The 16,612-nt window shown below is 67.8% G+C and carries 17 protein-coding genes; 6 read left to right on the plus strand and 11 right to left on the minus strand.

Annotated elements, in window-relative coordinates:
- Positions 1-27 precede the first annotated feature (27 nt).
- The 3 genes from AB1Z25_RS13840 to AB1Z25_RS13850 all read right to left on the minus strand — a co-directional run bounded on the left by AB1Z25_RS13840 (position 28) and on the right by AB1Z25_RS13850 (position 3,485).
- Positions 28-1,245 carry a 6-phosphofructokinase gene (locus AB1Z25_RS13840; protein ID WP_227104020.1) on the minus strand — a complete coding sequence of 406 codons (1,218 nt, stop codon included), beginning with the start codon at positions 1,243-1,245 and terminating at the stop codon, positions 28-30.
- Between the two features lie 182 nt (positions 1,246-1,427).
- The gene (gene dkgB, locus AB1Z25_RS13845) at positions 1,428-2,228 is read right to left on the minus strand and encodes a 2,5-didehydrogluconate reductase DkgB (protein ID WP_486635476.1); all 801 of its coding nucleotides are present in this window, start codon (positions 2,226-2,228) and stop codon (positions 1,428-1,430) included.
- Between the two features lie 63 nt (positions 2,229-2,291).
- Positions 2,292-3,485 (minus strand): MFS transporter, encoded by a 1,194-nt coding sequence (locus AB1Z25_RS13850; protein WP_227104024.1) that lies wholly within the window; start codon positions 3,483-3,485, stop codon positions 2,292-2,294.
- A gap of 129 nt (positions 3,486-3,614) precedes the next feature.
- Between AB1Z25_RS13850 and AB1Z25_RS13855 the strand changes: the two genes are divergently transcribed.
- Both AB1Z25_RS13855 and AB1Z25_RS13860 read left to right on the plus strand, forming a co-directional pair.
- Positions 3,615-4,550, plus strand: coding sequence for a LysR family transcriptional regulator (locus tag AB1Z25_RS13855; protein ID WP_253315499.1), 936 nt, complete (start codon positions 3,615-3,617; stop codon positions 4,548-4,550).
- Between the two features lie 79 nt (positions 4,551-4,629).
- A complete protein-coding gene (locus tag AB1Z25_RS13860) occupies positions 4,630-5,391 on the plus strand; it encodes an alpha/beta fold hydrolase (RefSeq protein WP_107799747.1) in 762 nt (253 codons plus the stop codon).
- Between the two features lie 42 nt (positions 5,392-5,433).
- Here the strand turns inward: AB1Z25_RS13860 and AB1Z25_RS13865 are convergent, their stop codons facing one another.
- Complete coding sequence (locus AB1Z25_RS13865) at positions 5,434-5,943, minus strand: GNAT family N-acetyltransferase (RefSeq protein ID WP_227104030.1); 510 nt, start codon at positions 5,941-5,943, stop codon at positions 5,434-5,436.
- Positions 5,944-6,063: 120 nt separating this feature from the next.
- On the opposite strand from AB1Z25_RS13865, the gene AB1Z25_RS13870 reads away from it, so the two are divergent.
- Positions 6,064-6,864, plus strand: coding sequence for a substrate-binding periplasmic protein (locus tag AB1Z25_RS13870; protein ID WP_486635477.1), 801 nt, complete (start codon positions 6,064-6,066; stop codon positions 6,862-6,864).
- 11 nt (positions 6,865-6,875) lie between these two features.
- Here the strand turns inward: AB1Z25_RS13870 and AB1Z25_RS13875 are convergent, their stop codons facing one another.
- The 4 genes from AB1Z25_RS13875 to AB1Z25_RS13890 form a co-directional block, all read right to left on the minus strand.
- A complete protein-coding gene (locus AB1Z25_RS13875) occupies positions 6,876-7,628 on the minus strand; it encodes a LytR/AlgR family response regulator transcription factor (RefSeq protein ID WP_227104034.1) in 753 nt (250 codons plus the stop codon).
- A 29-nt stretch (positions 7,629-7,657) separates the two neighbouring features.
- Positions 7,658-8,563, minus strand: coding sequence for a sensor histidine kinase (locus AB1Z25_RS13880; protein ID WP_107799751.1), 906 nt, complete (start codon positions 8,561-8,563; stop codon positions 7,658-7,660).
- Entirely contained in the window at positions 8,556-8,858 is a 303-nt protein-coding gene (locus AB1Z25_RS13885) for a hypothetical protein (protein WP_107799752.1), read from the minus strand. The genes AB1Z25_RS13880 and AB1Z25_RS13885 overlap by 8 nt, the downstream gene beginning before the upstream one ends.
- Before the next feature lie 153 nt (positions 8,859-9,011).
- A complete protein-coding gene (locus tag AB1Z25_RS13890; protein ID WP_486635478.1) occupies positions 9,012-10,727 on the minus strand; it encodes an ABC-F family ATP-binding cassette domain-containing protein in 1,716 nt (571 codons plus the stop codon).
- Between the two features lie 370 nt (positions 10,728-11,097).
- Here AB1Z25_RS13890 and AB1Z25_RS13895 point away from each other — a divergent pair, with 370 nt between their 5' ends.
- Together AB1Z25_RS13895 and AB1Z25_RS13900 are read left to right on the plus strand one after the other, a co-directional pair.
- Positions 11,098-11,682 (plus strand): HutD/Ves family protein, encoded by a 585-nt coding sequence (locus AB1Z25_RS13895; RefSeq protein ID WP_486635479.1) that lies wholly within the window; start codon positions 11,098-11,100, stop codon positions 11,680-11,682.
- Between the two features lie 68 nt (positions 11,683-11,750).
- Positions 11,751-12,110, plus strand: a complete 360-nt coding sequence (locus AB1Z25_RS13900) for a VOC family protein (RefSeq protein WP_107799755.1) — start codon at positions 11,751-11,753, stop codon at positions 12,108-12,110.
- Between the two features lie 74 nt (positions 12,111-12,184).
- On the opposite strand, the gene AB1Z25_RS13905 is transcribed toward AB1Z25_RS13900, so the two are convergent.
- The 3 genes from AB1Z25_RS13905 to AB1Z25_RS13915 all read right to left on the minus strand — a co-directional run bounded on the left by AB1Z25_RS13905 (position 12,185) and on the right by AB1Z25_RS13915 (position 15,116).
- Positions 12,185-13,171, minus strand: a complete 987-nt coding sequence (locus tag AB1Z25_RS13905) for a DUF1176 domain-containing protein (RefSeq protein WP_486635480.1) — start codon at positions 13,169-13,171, stop codon at positions 12,185-12,187.
- Positions 13,172-13,252: 81 nt separating this feature from the next.
- Positions 13,253-13,624, minus strand: coding sequence for a VOC family protein (locus tag AB1Z25_RS13910; RefSeq protein ID WP_486635481.1), 372 nt, complete (start codon positions 13,622-13,624; stop codon positions 13,253-13,255).
- A 79-nt stretch (positions 13,625-13,703) separates the two neighbouring features.
- Positions 13,704-15,116, minus strand: coding sequence for an MFS transporter (locus tag AB1Z25_RS13915; RefSeq protein ID WP_486635482.1), 1,413 nt, complete (start codon positions 15,114-15,116; stop codon positions 13,704-13,706).
- A 417-nt stretch (positions 15,117-15,533) separates the two neighbouring features.
- Here AB1Z25_RS13915 and AB1Z25_RS13920 point away from each other — a divergent pair, with 417 nt between their 5' ends.
- Positions 15,534-16,448: a LysR family transcriptional regulator gene (locus tag AB1Z25_RS13920; RefSeq protein ID WP_486635483.1), complete on the plus strand. Its 915-nt coding sequence runs from the start codon at positions 15,534-15,536 to the stop codon at positions 16,446-16,448.
- The last annotated feature ends 164 nt before the right edge of the window (positions 16,449-16,612 follow it).

The following is a 16,612-nucleotide window of genomic DNA, read 5'->3' on the forward strand; positions in this document are numbered from 1 at the left end:
GGGTGTTCCATCCAGTGCTTCCCGCCCTCACACCTTGGGCCAGGCGATGGGCCGATAATCCGGCAATCCGTCCTTGAACGGCGGAATCCGCTCGCCCTCCATCAAGGGCCGCACATAATCGAGGAAGGCCGGCGTCACGCTGAAGCCGTCGGCGCCGATGAATTCCGGCGGCAGCCGCTTCTCCTGATCGCCCACCACCGCCAACGGCACCTCCACCACGTCCCAGCAATAGGGATGGTTCTGGATGCGCTTGATGCCGGCCATCACGCCGCTCTTGCCGGCCAGCAGCCACTCCACCGCCCGCTCGCCCATGATGTAGGCCTGACGCACATCCATGCTGGAGCCCAGATGGCCGCCGGCGCGCTGCAGATAATCCACCTGCGCCACGTGTGCGGAAATGCCGCGCTCGCGCAGCAGCAGCTGGGCGATCCAGTGGCCGGCGCCGCCCAGTTGCTCATGGCCGTAGACTTCGGATTTCTTGGCCTCGGCGACGAAGCGGCCGTCGGCGTCGGTAATGCCCTCCGCCACCGCGATCGCGCACTGGCCGAAGCGCGCCAGCCTGTCGTCCACCGCGGCGAGGAAACGCTCGGCGTCGAAAGCCACTTCCGGCAGCAGCAGCAAATGCGGCGCTTCGCGCTCATTGCGCGCCGCCGCGGCGCAGGCCGCCGCCAGCCAGCCGGTATGGCGGCCCATGGTTTCCATGATGAAGACTCGGCCCCAGCCCATGCTGGTCATGTCCAGGCCCACCTCGCGCATCGCGCTGGCCAGGAATTTGGCGGAGGAGCCGTAGCCGGGGCTGTTGTCGGTGCCCACCAGATCGTTGTCTATGGTCTTGGGAACGCCCACCACCTTGAGCGGATAGCCCATGTGGCGCTCGAACTCCGCCAGACGCTCGGCGCAGCCCAGCGAGCCGTTGCCGCCGTTGACCAGCAGATAATGGATGTCGTGCCGGGCCAACACTTCGCGCAGCCGTCGCCAGTCGTCGCCGGCCTCGGCGAAGCTCCCTATCATGCGTCGGCTGACGCCGAAGCTGCCGCCGGGCATGAAGGCCAGTTGGGCGATGGCCTCGTCCGATACCGCATCGGTATTGCACAAGCGGTCCTCCAGCAGGCCGGCCAGACCGTCGAAAGCGCCGTACATCGACAGGCCGCGCTGGCGCGCGGTTTCTATCGCGCCCTGCGCGGAAGCGTTCAACACCGCAGTCGGACCGCCCGACTGCAAATATACGGCACGGGGTTTGGACATCATCGCCACCTGGAGAAATGGAGAATCAAACGGCGCGGCGCGCGGCCGGGCCGGGAATACCACAAACATACCACTGGCCGGAAAGCCGCCTCAAGCCGGACGGCGCCGCCATTCCCCATTTCCTTGACCGGCGGCAAATCCGCGCGCAAGTTGCCGCCGCGCTACAGGCGGCCTTGGCCCTCCTAATCCCAGCGCGGGCTGAACTCCGGATCGGCCAGCCGCTCGCCGCGCTCCAGGCCGGCGATGGCCTCCATATCGGCCTCGCTCAAACTCAACGTCTCCGCCTGCAGATTGGCGGCCAGATTAGCGCGCCGGGTAGACGATGGAATCACTGCCAGCCCCTGGCGCAACAACCAGGCCAAGGCCAGCTGCGCCGGGCTGGCCCGATGCCGCGCAGCGATTTTGCGCAATAGCGGCTCGTCCATCACCTTGCCGTAAGCCAGCGGCATATAGGCGGTGACCGGCACCCCCTGCTCTCGGCAGAAATCCAGCAGCTTGCGGTTTTGCAGGAAAGGATGCACTTCCACCTGCTGGCTGGCGATCTCCCCCGGCCCCACCGCGGCCAGCGCCCGGCGCAGATGGGCGATGGTGAAATTGGACACGCCTATCCGCCGCGTCAGCCCTTGCTGCTTGGCCAGGGCCAGCGCTTCCATATATTCCGCCACCGGCAGCGCGTCGCCGGGCGACGGCCAATGGATCAGCGTCATGTCCACCTGCTCCACGCCCAGCAAGTCCCGGCTGCGGCGCAGGCTGTCGGCCAATTTTTCCCGCCCCAGGTTCTCGGTCCAGATCTTGGTGGTCAGAAACACTTGCTCGCGCGGCAAGCCGCTCTGGCGCAGCGCCTGCCCCACCTCGGCCTCGTTGCCGTAAATCTGCGCGGTGTCGATGTGGCGGTAGCCCAGCTCCAGCCCGGTCAATACCGAATCCACCACTTGTTGCCCTTCCAGGCGGAAGGTGCCCAAACCTATTTTTGGCATATCCATGATGAAACGTCCTTTCAATTGCGCGCCCTGCGGCGCTTTATTTCCATTGTCCTGCTCCGGCGGTCAAGCCGCCTGCGAACACATTGCCGGCGTCCGCGCCGCGCGGCGGTCCAGCGCGCCGGACCAAGTGGTCAGGGCCAAGGCGGCCAACACCACCAGCGCGCCTATCCACGGCGTGGCCAGCAGGCCCAGCTCCGCCACCACCCAGCCGCCGGCCCAGGCGCCGCCGGCGATGCCCACATTGAAGGCGGCGATGTTCAGGCCGGAAGCCACGTTCACCGCCTGCGGCGCGTCGCGTTCCGCCTGCCGCACCACATAGAGCTGCAGGCCGGCCACATTGCCGAAAGCCACCGCGCCCCAGGCCAGCACCGTGACCAGCACCCACGCCGGCGACGGCGCGGTGAAGCTCAGCGCCAGCAGCACCAGCGCCAGCAAGGCGAAGATGATCTGCAAGGCGCGTACCGGCCCCTTGCGGTCCGCCAGCCGGCCGCCCCAGATATTGCCCGCCGCCACCGACACGCCGTACACCAGCATCACCAGCCCCACCCGCGACGGCGCGAAACCGCTGACCTGCTCCAGAATGGGCGCCAGATAGGTGAAGGCGATGAAAGAACCGCCGTAGCCCAAGGCCGTCATCGCGTACACCAGCAATAGCCGCGGCCGTTTCAGCACCGCCAGCTGCGCGGCCAGCGAGGCCGGCGGCGGTTGGGGAATATCCTTGGGCACCAGCAGCAGGCTGCCGATGAAGGCCAGCACCCCCAGCATGGACACCGCCAGAAAAGTAGCCTGCCAGCCCAGGGTCTGGCCGATGAAGGTGCCCAGCGGCACCCCGCTCACCAACGCCACCGTCAGGCCGCTGAACATCAGCGCGATGGCGCTGGCCGCCTTGTCCTTGCTCACCAGGCCGGTGGCGATGGTGGAGCCGATGGAAAAGAACACCCCGTGCGCCAGGCCGGTCAGCACCCGCGCCGCCATCAGCGCCTGGTAGCCCGGCGCCTGCCAGGCCACCAGATTGCCCAGGGTGAACAAGGCCATCAGCCCCAGCAGCAAGGGCTTGCGCGGCACGCGGCCGGTCAGCGCGGTCAACAGCGGCGCGCCCACCGCCACGCCCAAGGCGTAAAGGCTGACCAATAGGCCGGCGGACGGCAGCGACACTCCCAGGCTGGAAGCGATGGTGGGAATCAGGCCCACGATGACGAATTCGGTGGTGCCAATGGCGAAGGCGCTCAAGGTCAGCGCCCATAAGGCAAGCGGCATGGTGTTCTCCCAAAGAAAAGCCGAGTCGGGCCCGCCGCGGCGGGCAAACGAATAAGGCCGTATTCTCCACGCTTGCCAGCCGCGGAAAAATCCGCTTCACTGACAAAAACTTTTGCTCAGGAATCAACAATGCTACCCATGGAAGCGCTGATTGCGTTTGTCTCAGTCATAGACGCAGGCTCCTTCTCCGCCGCCGCGGAGCGTCTGGGCCAGACCCCGTCCGGCATCAGCCGCAGCGTCAGCCGGCTGGAAAAACAGCTGGGCGTGGCGCTGATCACCCGCACCACCCGCCGGCTGGACCTGACCGCGGAAGGCCGCTGGCTGCTGGAACGCGCGCGCCGCATCCTGGCCGAGCTGCAGGACACCGAGGCTCAGTTGGCCGCCAGCCTGGCCCAGCCCAGCGGCCTGCTGCGCGTCAACGCCGCCACCCCCATCCTCACCCGCCTGATCGCGCCGCTGACCGCCGGCTTTCTGGAACGCTACCCGCAGGTGCGCCTGGAGTTGACGGGCGCGGAAGGCATCGTCGATCTGATAGAAGAGCGGGCCGACGTCGCCATTCGCGTCGGCATGGGCGCGCTGGCGGACTCCAGCCTCAGCGCCCGCCGCCTGGGCGACAGCCGCATCCGCCTGGTGGCCTCGCCGGACTATCTGAGCCGCCGCGGCGCGCCGGACAGCGCCGACGCGCTGGCGCGGCACCGGCTGCTGGGCTTCACCGCGCCGGACACCCTCAATCAATGGCCGCTGCGCCACCGCGGCGGCAACGGGCTGGCCATTCAGCCCGCGCTGACCGCCTCCAGCGGCGAAACCCTGTTGCACCTGGCCTTGCACGGCGCCGGCATCGCCTGTCTCAACGACCTGCTCACCGCCGAAGATCTGCAAAGCGGCCGCTTGTTGCCGGTGCTGGACGCCGTCAGCCTGCCGTGGAGCCAGACTATCTGGGCGGTGTTCTACAAACAGGGCGCGCTGGCGCCGCGCGTCGGCGCCTGGGTGGATTATCTGGCCGCGGAGCTGGGCCAGAGGCTGGGACAGCCGACGACGATGGAAAAAAATCAGCGTCCTTCATGAAGTTCAGGAACTGAATTAATTTTTCACTTACAAAAACAATAAGATAGATCCCTTACGGCGGCCGCCGCCCGCTTGCGCCATGACCACCCTGCCCCCCAAGCTCATCGTCGCCATCGACGGCGTCGCCATGGAGTACATCGCCGTCGGCGCCGCCGCGCCGCCCATCGTGCTGATCAACGACGCCGGCACGCCGATGGAGGGCTGGTACAAAGTGCTGCCGGCGCTGGAAACGCTCAGCGGCGTGTTCGCCTACAACCGCTGCGGCATAGGCAACAGCGGCAACGCCCGCGAGGCGCAGACCGGCGCCGCGATGATGGAAACCCTGCGCGCGCTGCTGTTCAAGGCGGACCTGGCCCCGCCCTATGTGCTGGTGGCCCACGCCTTGGGCGGCCTGATCGCCAATCTGTTCGCCCGCAGCTACGCCGGCGAAGTGGCCGCCGTGGTGCTGCTGGACGCCGCCGCGCCGGAAGACATCAGCGCGCTGGACGCGCGGCAAGGCCGGCTGGGCCAGTTGCTGCGCCGGGCGCTGGACCTGGCTCAGGACCGGGACACCCTGAACGAGACCGGCCACCTGCGCCGCAGCGCGGAACAGATCGCCGAAGCGCCGCCCTTCCCCGACATCCCTTTGTTTGTGATCAGCGGCGGCGCGCCGGGCTTGTCCTGGCTCACCTCCAAGGCGGTGCTGGACGCGCGCGCCGAGGGCCAGCGCCGGCTGGCGGCGCTGTCGCCGCGAGGCCGCCACGTCATCGCCGCCCGCAGCGGCCATTTTCCGCAATTCTCGGAACCGGAACGGGTCGTCTCCGCGGTGCGCGACGCGCTGACGGCTATCGCCTCTAGCTAAACGCCCGCCCCATGATGGCGTTGGCCAACAAGCCCCGACGCCTCACAAGCGCTTGAAGTAATAGGCGGTGGGGTGCAGGCGTCCGTCCGGACGGGCGGCGTAATCCGGGATCTCCCCGCTCTTGCTCCAGCCCAGTTTGCGGTAGACGTCCTCCGCGCCGGAACCGGCCTCGGTGTCCAGCACCAGCAGGCGAATGCCCTGTTTGTGTGCATGATCCTCCAGCGTCGCCATCAATTGGCGCGCCACGCCGCGGCCGCGGCGGGCGGAATGCACCAAGAGCTTCTGCACCTCGGCGCGGTGGCGGCCGTTGCCGCGCTGGCAAGGCGCCAGTTGCACGCAACCCAGCAGTTCCTCGCCCTCTTCCGCCAGCCATAATTGCAGGCCGGCGCCCAGCAGCGCGTCCACCTGCGCCCAGTAAGCGGCGGCCTCGGCCTCAGGCAAGGGCGCGAGGAAGCCCACCGACGCGCCGCCGGTCACGCAGTCGGCCAATAAGGCGCTCAGGCGCGAGTAATCCCTGGCCGCCAGCGCCGGCGTCATTCTGATCGTGCTCATCTTTTTTCCCCCTTGAACGCCGCGCGCGGACCGCGGCCACAAGCCGGGACAAGCAGTTTTCATGCCGGAGCGCGGCGCGGCAAACCTGCTAGTCTGGAACAAACCCTATCGGACGCTGCCATGGTTTGGTCCCCGATGCGCCTGGCGCTGATCTGCTGCGCCGTTCTCGCCCCGCCCTGCCTCGCCGCCGCGCCGCCGCCGGTGCGGGAGGTGGTGCTGGCCAGCGGGGAGTGGCCGCCCTATCTATCCGCCAAGCTGCCGCAGCAGGGCTATGCCTCCCACATTGTCAGCGAAGCCTTCCGCCTGGCCGGGATCACGGTGCGCTACCGGCATTTCCCCTGGGCCCGGGCCGAGGCCATGGTGCGCGGCGGCGAGATCGCGGGATCGGTGGTGTGGTCGATCACGCCGGAGCGCGAGCGATTCGCGCTGTTCAGCCTGCCGGTGGTGGTGGATGAGGAGGTGGCGTTTCACTTGGCCAAACGCCCGCTTTCTCCGACGGAGATGCCGGATTTGTACGGCTTGCGCATGGCCACGCCCAACGGTTCCAAACTGGGGGTATGGGGCGAGGCGGTGCGCGCCGGCCATATTCGCAACGACAGCACTCAGGACATAGAAAGCGGCATGCGGCAGTTGCTGGCGGAGCGCATCGATTTTTTCCCTCTGGTCAAATCGGTGGGGCAATCCTTGCTGCGCCGGCGCTTCACGCCGGAGCAGCGCGCCGCCATCGTCTACGCGCCCAAGGTGTGGGAACGCAACGAGTACCGCCTGATGCTGAGCCGGGCGCAGCCGCAAAGCCAGTGGCTGCTGGACCGCTTCAACGAAGGCCTGGTCCGGCTTAAAAACAGCGCCCAATACCGGCGGATGGAGCGGGATTTCGAGGATGGGGCTTACGATCAGCCGGTCTCTACGGCAAAACCTTGAAGCCTCCCGGCTTACATGCGCTGAAAGAGATGGGCGTAGCTGCGGCTGACTTCCAGCGGTTCCGGATAGCCGCGCAATTGCAGCATGAGGCCGCGCTGGCCGTCGTCGCGCTTGATCTGTTCGATGGCGTCCACCCGCACCAGGGTGGAGCGGTGGATCTGCCAGAATTCGTCCGGGTCCAGCGCCTGCAACAGTTCCTTGATCGGCATGCGGATCAAAGCTTCGCAGCCGACGGTCTGCACCCGGGTGTATTTTTCATCGGATTGAAAAAACAGCACTTCGCCGGTGCTGATCATGCGCAGGCTATTGCCCACCGAGGCCTTGATCCAGCGCAGATAATCCGGACGCGCCAGTTGACGGCTCAGCTGCTGCAAGGAGGCCTGCCAGTGCGTCGGCAGCGCCAGCTGCCGCTGCTCCCAGCGCTGGCGCGTGCGCAACAGCCGCTCGTCCTCCACCGGCTTGAGCAGATAATCCACCGCGCCTTCTTCAAAGGCCTTGATCGCGTATTGGTCGTAAGCGGTGACGAACACCACCGGGCACAGGCCGTCTATCTCCATCGCCGCGGCGATGCCGTTCTGCACCGGCATGGTGATGTCCAGAAAAGCCAGGTCCGGCCTATGCTCGCGGACCAACTCCACCGCCTCCGCGCCGTCGCGGGCCTCGGCCACTATCCTCAACTCCGGCCACACCCGTTGCAGGGCCATGCGCAGTTGCTCGCGCATCAGGCGCTCGTCGTCGGCGATCACCGCGCTCAATTTGCTCATTAACGCTGTCCTCTTTACAAGCGGGCCGCTCACACCAAGGCGAACGGCAGGCCTATGGTGGCGCGGGTGCCGCCTGTCGGCAACACCTCCAGCAACAGCTGCGCGCGCTCGCCGTGCAACATGGCCAGACGCTCGCGGATATTGCTCAGGCCCAGGCCCTGCCCCGGCTGCTCCGGGAAGCCGACGCCGCTGTCGCTGACCGCCACCCTAAGCTCGCCGGCCAGCACCTTGGCGTCGATGAGGATCTCGCCGCCTTCGGCCTTGGGCTCCAGGCCGTGTTTGATCGCGTTTTCCACCAGGGTTTGCAGCATCATCACCGGAAAGCGCGCGTCCAGCAGCGACTCCGGCACTTCCAGCCGCACCCGCAGCCGGTCTTCCATCCGCAGCTGCATGATGTCCAGATAGGCGCGCGACAATTCCAGCTGCTGGCCCAGGCTGGTTTCCGCCGGGGACTCCCGCCACTCCGGCAGCGAGGAGCGCAGATAGCGGATCAGCGCCTTTTGCATCAGCAAGGCGCGCTCCGGCGCGGTTTCCATCAACTGGCACACCGAGGACAGGGTGTTGAACAGGAAGTGCGGCTCGATCTGCGCCTGCAGCGCTCCCATCCGCGCTTCCGCCAGCTGGCGTTGCAGCGCCTCCACCTCGGCCAGCTCCTCCGCCTGCCGGCTGCGCACCACCGCCGCGTCGGCGCGCTGCTCCGCCCGGCGCTTGCCTCTGGCCACGATCTTGACGATGCAGACGGTCACGCCCAGGAAGAAGGCCAGCGCCGGAATCCCGATGATGCCGCCCAGGATCAGGCCCAGAAAGCAGATCAGCAGCAGCCGGCCCCAGCCGACGGCGGCCAGCCAGTCGAAAAACAGCCACCAGTAGATGGAAGCCTTGTGGCTGACGAGTTCAATGCCCGCCAGCGCCTCCGCATGTTTTTGCCTATCCATGATACGCCCCCCGGTCTTGCTTCATTTCTTCCTCGGTCCCCTGCGTCAGCGCCGCCGGCCTCGACGGCTTCGGCGCGACGCAGGCCTTGACCAGGAAGGACATCAGTATCAAAAAAACCACGGCGCCGCTCAAGGCCAGCACGCCGCTCAAAATCAAGGCCAGCAGCGAGACCAAGGCCAGCCGCCCCCAGCCGAGGCCGGCCAGCCAGTCTACATAAAGCCGCCAGTAAATGGCGATTTTGTGCTTGACGCCGTTCAGTCCGTCCAGGGCTTCCGCGTGTTTTTCCCGATCCATGTTCAGCTCCTTGCAATGCGTTGTGGTTGACGCTGCTCACTGTAGCCAGCGCCAAACGCGGCCGACAGCGGCTTGCGACGAAACGCGCAAGGCGATGGATGAAGCGGCGAAACACGCGACGAACGGGCGGCGTTTTTAACGCCGCCCTTCGCGTTACAAGCCCAGTTCCCGTTCCAGCGCCCCCATCTCCCGCCGCCATTCACGCTGCAATTGCGGCTTCTGATGCTTGGGCTTGCGCGCCAGATCCGCGTTCAGCAAGGCCTCCAGTTGATACAGGCGCTCCAGCTGCCGCTCCGCGCCCTTGGGAACGGACGCGTCGCCGGACGCCGTCGGCTGATCGGCCACGGGCGCGACGGCCTGCGGGGTGAACAGCTGGGCGTAGGCGCCGGCGGCGTCCGGCCACTCGCGCAGCCGGCCCTCGCTGACCACCCAGAAGCGGTTGCACGATTGCTCGATCAACTCGCGGTCGTGCGACACCAGCAGGAAGCCGCCGGCAAAGTCCGCCAGCGCCTCCGCCAGTTCCCGCTTGCCGTCCAGATCCAGGTGGTTGGTCGGCTCGTCCAGCCACAGCAGGTGGTAGCTGGCCAGCGACAGCGCCAGGAACAGCAGCCGCGCGCGCTCTCCGCCGCTGAGAGTGGCCACGGTCTGTCCGTGGCGCGCATAGGCGAAACCGGCGGAAATCAGCGCCTGCCGCCGCTCCGCCTCGCTCAGCGGCGCGAAGGGATACAGCGCGTCCGACAGCGCGGCCGCGTCGTCCAGCCGGCGCAGCGACTGATCGTAATACGCGACGCGCGCCGCCGGGTGCGGCCGCCAGCCCGCGCCGGCCTCGCCTTGCAGCCAATCCTGCCAGCACTGGCGCAACAAGGAGGACTTGCCCGCGCCGTTGGCGCCCAGCAAGGCCACTTTGTCGCCGCTGCGCAGGCTCAGCTCGTCGGCCTCGAACAAGGCCGGCAAGCCGGGCGCGGCGCTCACCTGCAAGCCCTCGAAAGCCTGCAAGCGGTCCGCCGCCAGCGCTTGGCCTTGCAGCCGCAAGCGCCACGGACTGCCGCGGCTGACGAAGGCTTGCTCCTCCTTCAGCCGGTCCACCCGCTTCTGCATGGACTTGGCCTTGCGCACCAGCTTTTCGTTGTCGTGCTCGCGGCCCCAGATCGCCAGCCGCTTGCTGCTGGCGTTCAGACGGTCTATCTCCTTCTGCTCGCCGGCGCGGCGCGCGCGCGCGGCGTCGTCCGCCTCCGCCAGCGCAACCCGCGCCTGGCTGCACGGCAGCTCGAAGCGGTACAGGCGCTGGTCCCGCAGAATCCAGCTGTGCGAAGTCACCGCGTCCAATAGCCGCGCGTCGTGGGACACCAGGATGAAGCCGCCCTGCCAGCGGCGCAGAAAGTCTTCCAGCCACAGCAGCGACGGCAGGTCCAGATGGTTGCTGGGCTCGTCCAGCAGCAGCAGATTGGGCTGGCGCAGCACCGCGCGCCCCAGCAGCAGCCGGGTGTGCTGGCCGCCGCTGAGACTGGCCGCCGGGGTGTCGGCCGCGGCCGACAGTTCCAGCTCGTCCAGCAGGCTGTCCACCCGCCAGCGCTGCTCCGGCTGACGGTCCACCGCCTCCAGCAGCGCCGAGCGCGCGCTTAAGCCCGCCAGCCTCGCCGGCAGGTGTTGCTCTACGTATTGCAGCCGGCACAGGCCCGCGTATTGCACCGCGCCGGCATTGGCTTCGCGCTGGCCGGCCAGCACGTCCAGCAAGCTGCTCTTGCCGCAGCCGTTATGGCCCAACAGGCCGATGCGGTCGCCCAGTTTTACGGTAAAGGAAAGGTCCTGGAACAGCGGGCCGTGGCCGGCGTCCAGTTGCAGGGATTGCGCGGAAATCAGGGTTGTCATGCTCTTGCTCTCGTTTTTTCGGGACGTGACAGTCCCTGTCAACAGGAGCGCTGGCGACAACATGGGAGTCGGGAAAGACTCGGCGAGTGAAACTCGAAGTGAAGAGTGGCTTTGCTCCGACCCGGTTATCGCAGCGCGATGGAACTCGGGCAAGAGCCGGCAAATGCGCTAAACAAGCGAACCAACATTTCTGGGCGCGCAAATTGAAGCATATTTACCTCCTTTCTTTTTTATTCAAGGTGATGGAAACCCGAAGTGTAAACCAAGCGCGGCCGCCTATTCCAGTCCCGCCCGCGTCCGGCGACGCCGGCGGCGCGCTCCTGCTAGACTGGAGCGCCCTTCCCACCCCGCAATCACTCAAAGGCCCGCCATGACGCTCATCCGCCTGCAAGACTGCCCGCCCAGCCCGTGGAAAAACGGCGGCGGCAGCACCCGGCAATTGCTGATCTCCCCGGCCGGGGCCGGCCTGGACGATTTCGACTACCGCGTCAGCCTGGCCAGCGTGGCCAGCGACGGGCCGTTCTCGCGCTTCGACGGCGTGGACCGGCAGTTGCTGATCCTGCAAGGCGCGGGGCTGGAGTTGGAGCTGGACGGCCGCGGCCGTCTGCGGCTGACGCCGGACGGCGAGCCGCTGGCCTTCGCCGGCGAAACCCCGGCGCAAAGCCGGCTGCTGGACGGCCCGCTGACCGATTTCAACGTGATGACGCGGCGCGGCCGCTACCGCTCGCGCCTGGACAGGCTGACGCTGGACGGCGCGCTGGAATTACGCGCCGACGCCGAGCTGACCCTGCTGCTGGCGCTGGAGGACGGCGCGCGGCTGTGGCATGACGGCCGGCCGCAGCCGCTGGCGGCCTGGGACGCCGCCGTCGCCCGGCGCGGCGAAACGCTGCGGCTGCAAGCCGCGCGACCGCTGTCGCTGTGGCGAGTGGAACTGGAAGCCGTCGATCCGGCCTGATCCGGCCTATAATCGTTTAGGCCGTTGAAATAGGCCAAAAGGCTTTTTCACCACAAAAGGAGATTCCCATGGCATCACCTGTTTCCTATATCGAGATCGGCGCCGGAGACGCGGCCCCTGTCGGCGCCTTCTTCGCCGAACTGTTCGGCTGGAGCTTCCATCCGATGGGCACGGACGGCGGCGGCTGGTTTCAGGCCGGATCGATTAAAGCCGGCCTGCACGGGGGGGATGCCGCGCCCCGGATCGATCTCTTCTTCCAGGTGCCGGACCTCACGGCCGCCGTGGAGCGCGTGCGGGCCTTGGGCGGCCAAATCGACGGCGGCATCGCGGAGGAGCCGGGCTTCGGCAAATTCGCTCAGTGCCATGCGCCCGGCGGCCTGAGCTTTGGCTTGCATCAGCCCGAAGCCGCCGCGTCCGCGTCGACATAAGCAAAGACCGGCGCCACGCCAACGACGGGATCTCGGTCCGCCCCCGCCACGGAGCGCGGGCGGACCGAGCCCGCTTATTTCTGCCGCGTCACCCAGCTGCGCAGCGACACGCCGCCGGGAATGCCGCGGCACTGCGGCGCCTCGGCGGCGTGCATCAGTTCGAAGCGGCCGCCGGTCCAGGCCCAGGCGCTGCTGATGTTGCAATCGCCTATGCCCCGCCCCTTGGCGTAGCTGCTGAGCACGCCCTGATTGAATTCGGCGTTCATCAAATAGGCGGCGTCGCCGTCGGCCAGCTTGGCCAGCGCCGGCCGATACGGCGGCTTATCGTTGGCTATCCACACGCTGAAGCCGCCCTGATAAGCGCCGCGGCCGCATTCGCGCAGCACCAGCACCTTGTCGGCGCTCAAGCGGTGGACGTCTATCGTCGGGTTCTCCGCATCCGGCATATCCTCCCAGCAGCCGCGCTCGCGCACCGCTTTGAGAATGGGCGCCGCCAACGCGGCGTCGCCGGGCCGGGCCGCCGCCGCCGCCGGTTTCAGCAAAGGCGTCGGCAAGGCCGGCGGCACCGAGGCTTCCGGCTTCGCGCCCTTTCTTACCAGCGCGCCGGGCGTGCCCAGACGGCCCTGGACCTCGTCCATCTTCAGCAAGGCGGCCTTGAGGCCGGCCAGCGACAGCGTCCATTGCAGCTTGCCGTCGCCTAGGCTGATCGCGTCCGCGTTGAGCATGCGCGGCAGCAGCTGCGCCATCTGTCCGGCGCTCAAGCTCTGCTCCGTTTTCAAGCCGCTCAGTTTGAAATCGCCCAGCCGCAGCGTCAGCGGCCCCGCCTTGCCGTCGTCGGCGTCCGCCGCGATCAACTCCCCGGTCAGCGGCGCATTGGGGCCGCCGTCGCGCTTGAGCAAGAGGCTGACCGGATTGTCGCCGTCCGCGGCCTGGGTGCCGTTGGCTTCGCAATGGAGGGTGTTGTCGCAGGCCACCGCCCAGTCCTTGTACGACTCCGTCTTGGCCCATGCCGCGGCGGGCAGACTCAGCGCCGCCAAGGCGGCCATGATGTGTATTCGCATGATTACCCTTCGTTGTATTCCATGCCGGCCGCGCAACGGCGAGGCCAGACCGCCAAAGCGCAGCAGGCATGACGCAAACGCTCAGTCCCGCTGGCACACCCGCAGCCGATGCCCGTCCGGGTCCAGCATCAGGAAGGTGCGGCCGAAGACCTCGGAGCTCGGCGGCTGCGCGATGCGCAGATCGGGATCGTTCCACCAGGCCTGATAGAGCTGGTCCACCGCCTCGCCGGATGCCAGCATGATACCGGCTTCGACGAATCTCGGGACATCGGCATGCGGCGCGTCCCCGCCGCTCCACAGGGCGAACAGCGCCTCGCCGCCGGCGCTGAAGGCGACGTAACGCGGGCTGACGAACACCGGATCGGCGGCGAACAAACGGCGGTACAGCGCGGCGGAGCGCTGGATATCCGTCACATACAGCAATTGCAGATTGGCTTGGGGGGCCAAGGTCATGGCTTGCTCCTTTTCACTGGAATGCGGCTTGCGCCGTGGAAAAGAACCAGTCTGCCTGCCCCCTGCTGACAGCGTGGCGTCAGCAGAGCGCGGCTTTTCTGCGCCCACGCGCCGACGCCAACAGCGCCAGCAGCATCAGCGCCGCCGCCAGCCCAAAAGCGGCGCGCGCGCCGGCGGCCACTTGCTGCGGCGCGGCGGCGGCGATGTCCGCGGCTCCGCTGGCCGCGGCGAACACCGCGCCCATCAAGGACGCGCCGGTGATCAAACCCAGATTGCGCGACAGACTGAGCAGGCCGGACACCAGGCCGCGCTGCCGCGCCGCGGCGCCGGTCAGCGCCTGAGTGTTGTTGGCGGCCTGGAACAAGGCGTAGGCGGCGGTGATCAGGGTCAGCGGCAACAGATAGCCGGCCAGGCCCAGGCTGGCCGGCAGCAAGGCCAGCGCCAGCGCGCCCGCGCCGATGCCCGCCAGGCCGGAGCGCGCCGCGATGTCCGAGCCATAGCGGTCCACCATCCGCCCGGCCGGCACGCCGCTCAAGGCCGCCACCAGCGGCCCCAGCGACATCGCCAGGCCGACGCCGGCGGCGTCCAGGCCCAGCCCCCGCGCCAGATAGAACGGCCCCACCACCAGGGTGGCCATCATCACCGTGGACACCAGGGCGTTGCCGAGCAGACCGGCGGCCAGCGCCGGGTCTCTTAGCAGGGCCAGGTTCAGCAAGGGCGAGGCGGCCTTGGACTCGGCCCGCAAGAAGGCGCGGCCGCCGACGACGGCCGCCAGCAACAAGACGGCGTTGAGCGCGCCGAAGCCCCCCTGGGCGTGATCGGGCTTCAGGGTCAAGCCCAGCGCGTAGGCGGCCAGGGTCAGCGCCAGCCAGCCGCTGCCGGCGAGGTCGAAACCGACGCGCTCGGCGGCGGGGCCGCTTGGCGCCGGCACGCTGCGCCAGATCAGGCCGAAAGCCAGCGCGCCCAGCGGCAACATCGGCCAGAACATCGCGCGCCAGCCAAAGCCCGCGATCAGCGCGCCGCCCAGCGACGGGCCCAGCGCGGTGCCGACGGCGGACATGGCCCCCAACAGCCCCATCGCCCGCCCCACTTCACCCTGCGGGGCGATGTCCGCGACAAAAGCCATGCCCAGGGCCAGCATCAAGGCCGCGCCTACGCCCTGCAAGGCGCGTCCGGCGATCAGCGCCCAAAAGGCGTCGGCCGCGCCGCAGCCGGCCGAGGCCGCGACGAACAAGGCGATGCCGGCCAGCAAGGCGCGCCGGCGGCCGAACTGATCGCCCAGCCGGCCGGCGTTGACGCTGGCCAGCGTGATCAGCAGCAGATAGGCCAGCACCACCCATTGCGCTTGCTGGAAGCTGATCCGAAAGGCCGCGGCCAAGGCCGGCAGGCCGACGTTGGCCACGCTGGCGCCCAGCGAGGCCAGCAGGATAGACAGCGCCAGGCCGGCCAGCGCGGCGGCGGAAGAAGACGAAGAGGATGGAGAAACAGACATGAGGGCGGCTCCCGCCCGCATCCGGCTCCGAACGCCGGGGCCGTCGACACGGACCCGATACAGGCTACGCCGCCGCCACAGCAGGCGGAAGACGCATGGTTTACACTAAATAGTTGCGTTTGACGCCAGGTATCGCTGTACTAAGAGTGGCTAACAAAAATCAGTTTCACGACTGAGGCAAGGCGCGCCGACGCAGGCAGTACTTGAGTACGGCAAGTCGGCGCAACGCAGCATCAGGAATTTGTTAGCCGCTCTAATGAGTCTGTGTACCATCTGCTGCGCTGCGGCGGGATTGTAGACAAGAGCGTTGAAAACGGCTTCGAAATGCTCATCTACCACGTGTACATTCCGCTTTCTCAGCCATTTTCGTCTTGCCCTTGCTCGCGAGACATTGAATAGGCTCTTTAAGGCGAAGCCATGCCCATACCTGATCTCAATCTGCTGATCACCCTGGACGCGCTGCTGAACGAAGGCAGCGTGGCCCGCGCCGCGCGCCGCTTGCAGCTCAGCCCCTCGGCGATGAGCCGCGCGCTGGCGCGCTTGCGCGAAGTCACCGGCGACCCGCTGCTGGTGCGCGCCGGCCGCGGCCTGACGCCGACGCCGCGCGCGCTGGAACTGCGCGAACGGGTGCACGCGCTGGTGCTGGACGCGGAAAGCGCGCTGCGCCCGGCCGGAACGCTGCGGCTGGACCGCTTGCAACGCAGCTTCACCCTGCGCTGCAGCGACGGTTTCGTCGAAAACTTCGGCCCGCGGCTGCTGGCGCGGCTGCAAGGCGAGGCGCCGGGCGTGCGTCTGCATTTCCTGCCCAAGCGCGACAAGGACAACACGCCGCTGCGCGACGGCGCGGTGGATCTGGACACCGGCGTGGTGGGCCACGAAGCCGGGCCGGAGTTGCGGGTGCGCATGTTGTTCCGCGACCGCTTCGTCGGCGTGGTGCGCGCCGGCCATCCGCTGGCGGCCGACGCCGTCGACATCGCCCGCTACGCCGCCGGCCGCCATGTGTTGGTGGCCCGCCGCGGCGGGCTGGTCGGGCCGGTGGACGAGGCGCTGAACGCGCAGGGGCTGCGCCGCGACGTCGCGGTCACCGTGGGCGGCTTCGCCGCCGCGCTGGCGCTGGCGCGCGCCAGCGATTTGATCGCCACCGTGCCGGAGCGCCACACCGGCCATCTGCGCGCCGGCCTGCACAGCTTCGCGCTGCCGCTGGCGGTGGCGGAGATCACCATTTCCATGATCTGGCATCCGCGCCTGGACGCGGACCCGGCGCAGCAATGGCTGCGCGCCTGCGTCAAGGCGGTGTGCGATGAACAATTGGCGACGGAAGCCGCCGTTTGAAGCGCGCCGCTCTAAAAACCTGTTTACCTGCGTATCGCCGACGCGCAGCAGATCGTAAACAGGTTCTAAAGCGCTTCAGTAAGCTGGCGACTCCATGACTCGCTTCAACGCTGACTCGCTTGCCAATCCATTAGGCAGCCAATCAACTTCTGATCACTCATATT

This window comes from Chromobacterium sp. HL1, from assembly GCF_057418835.1.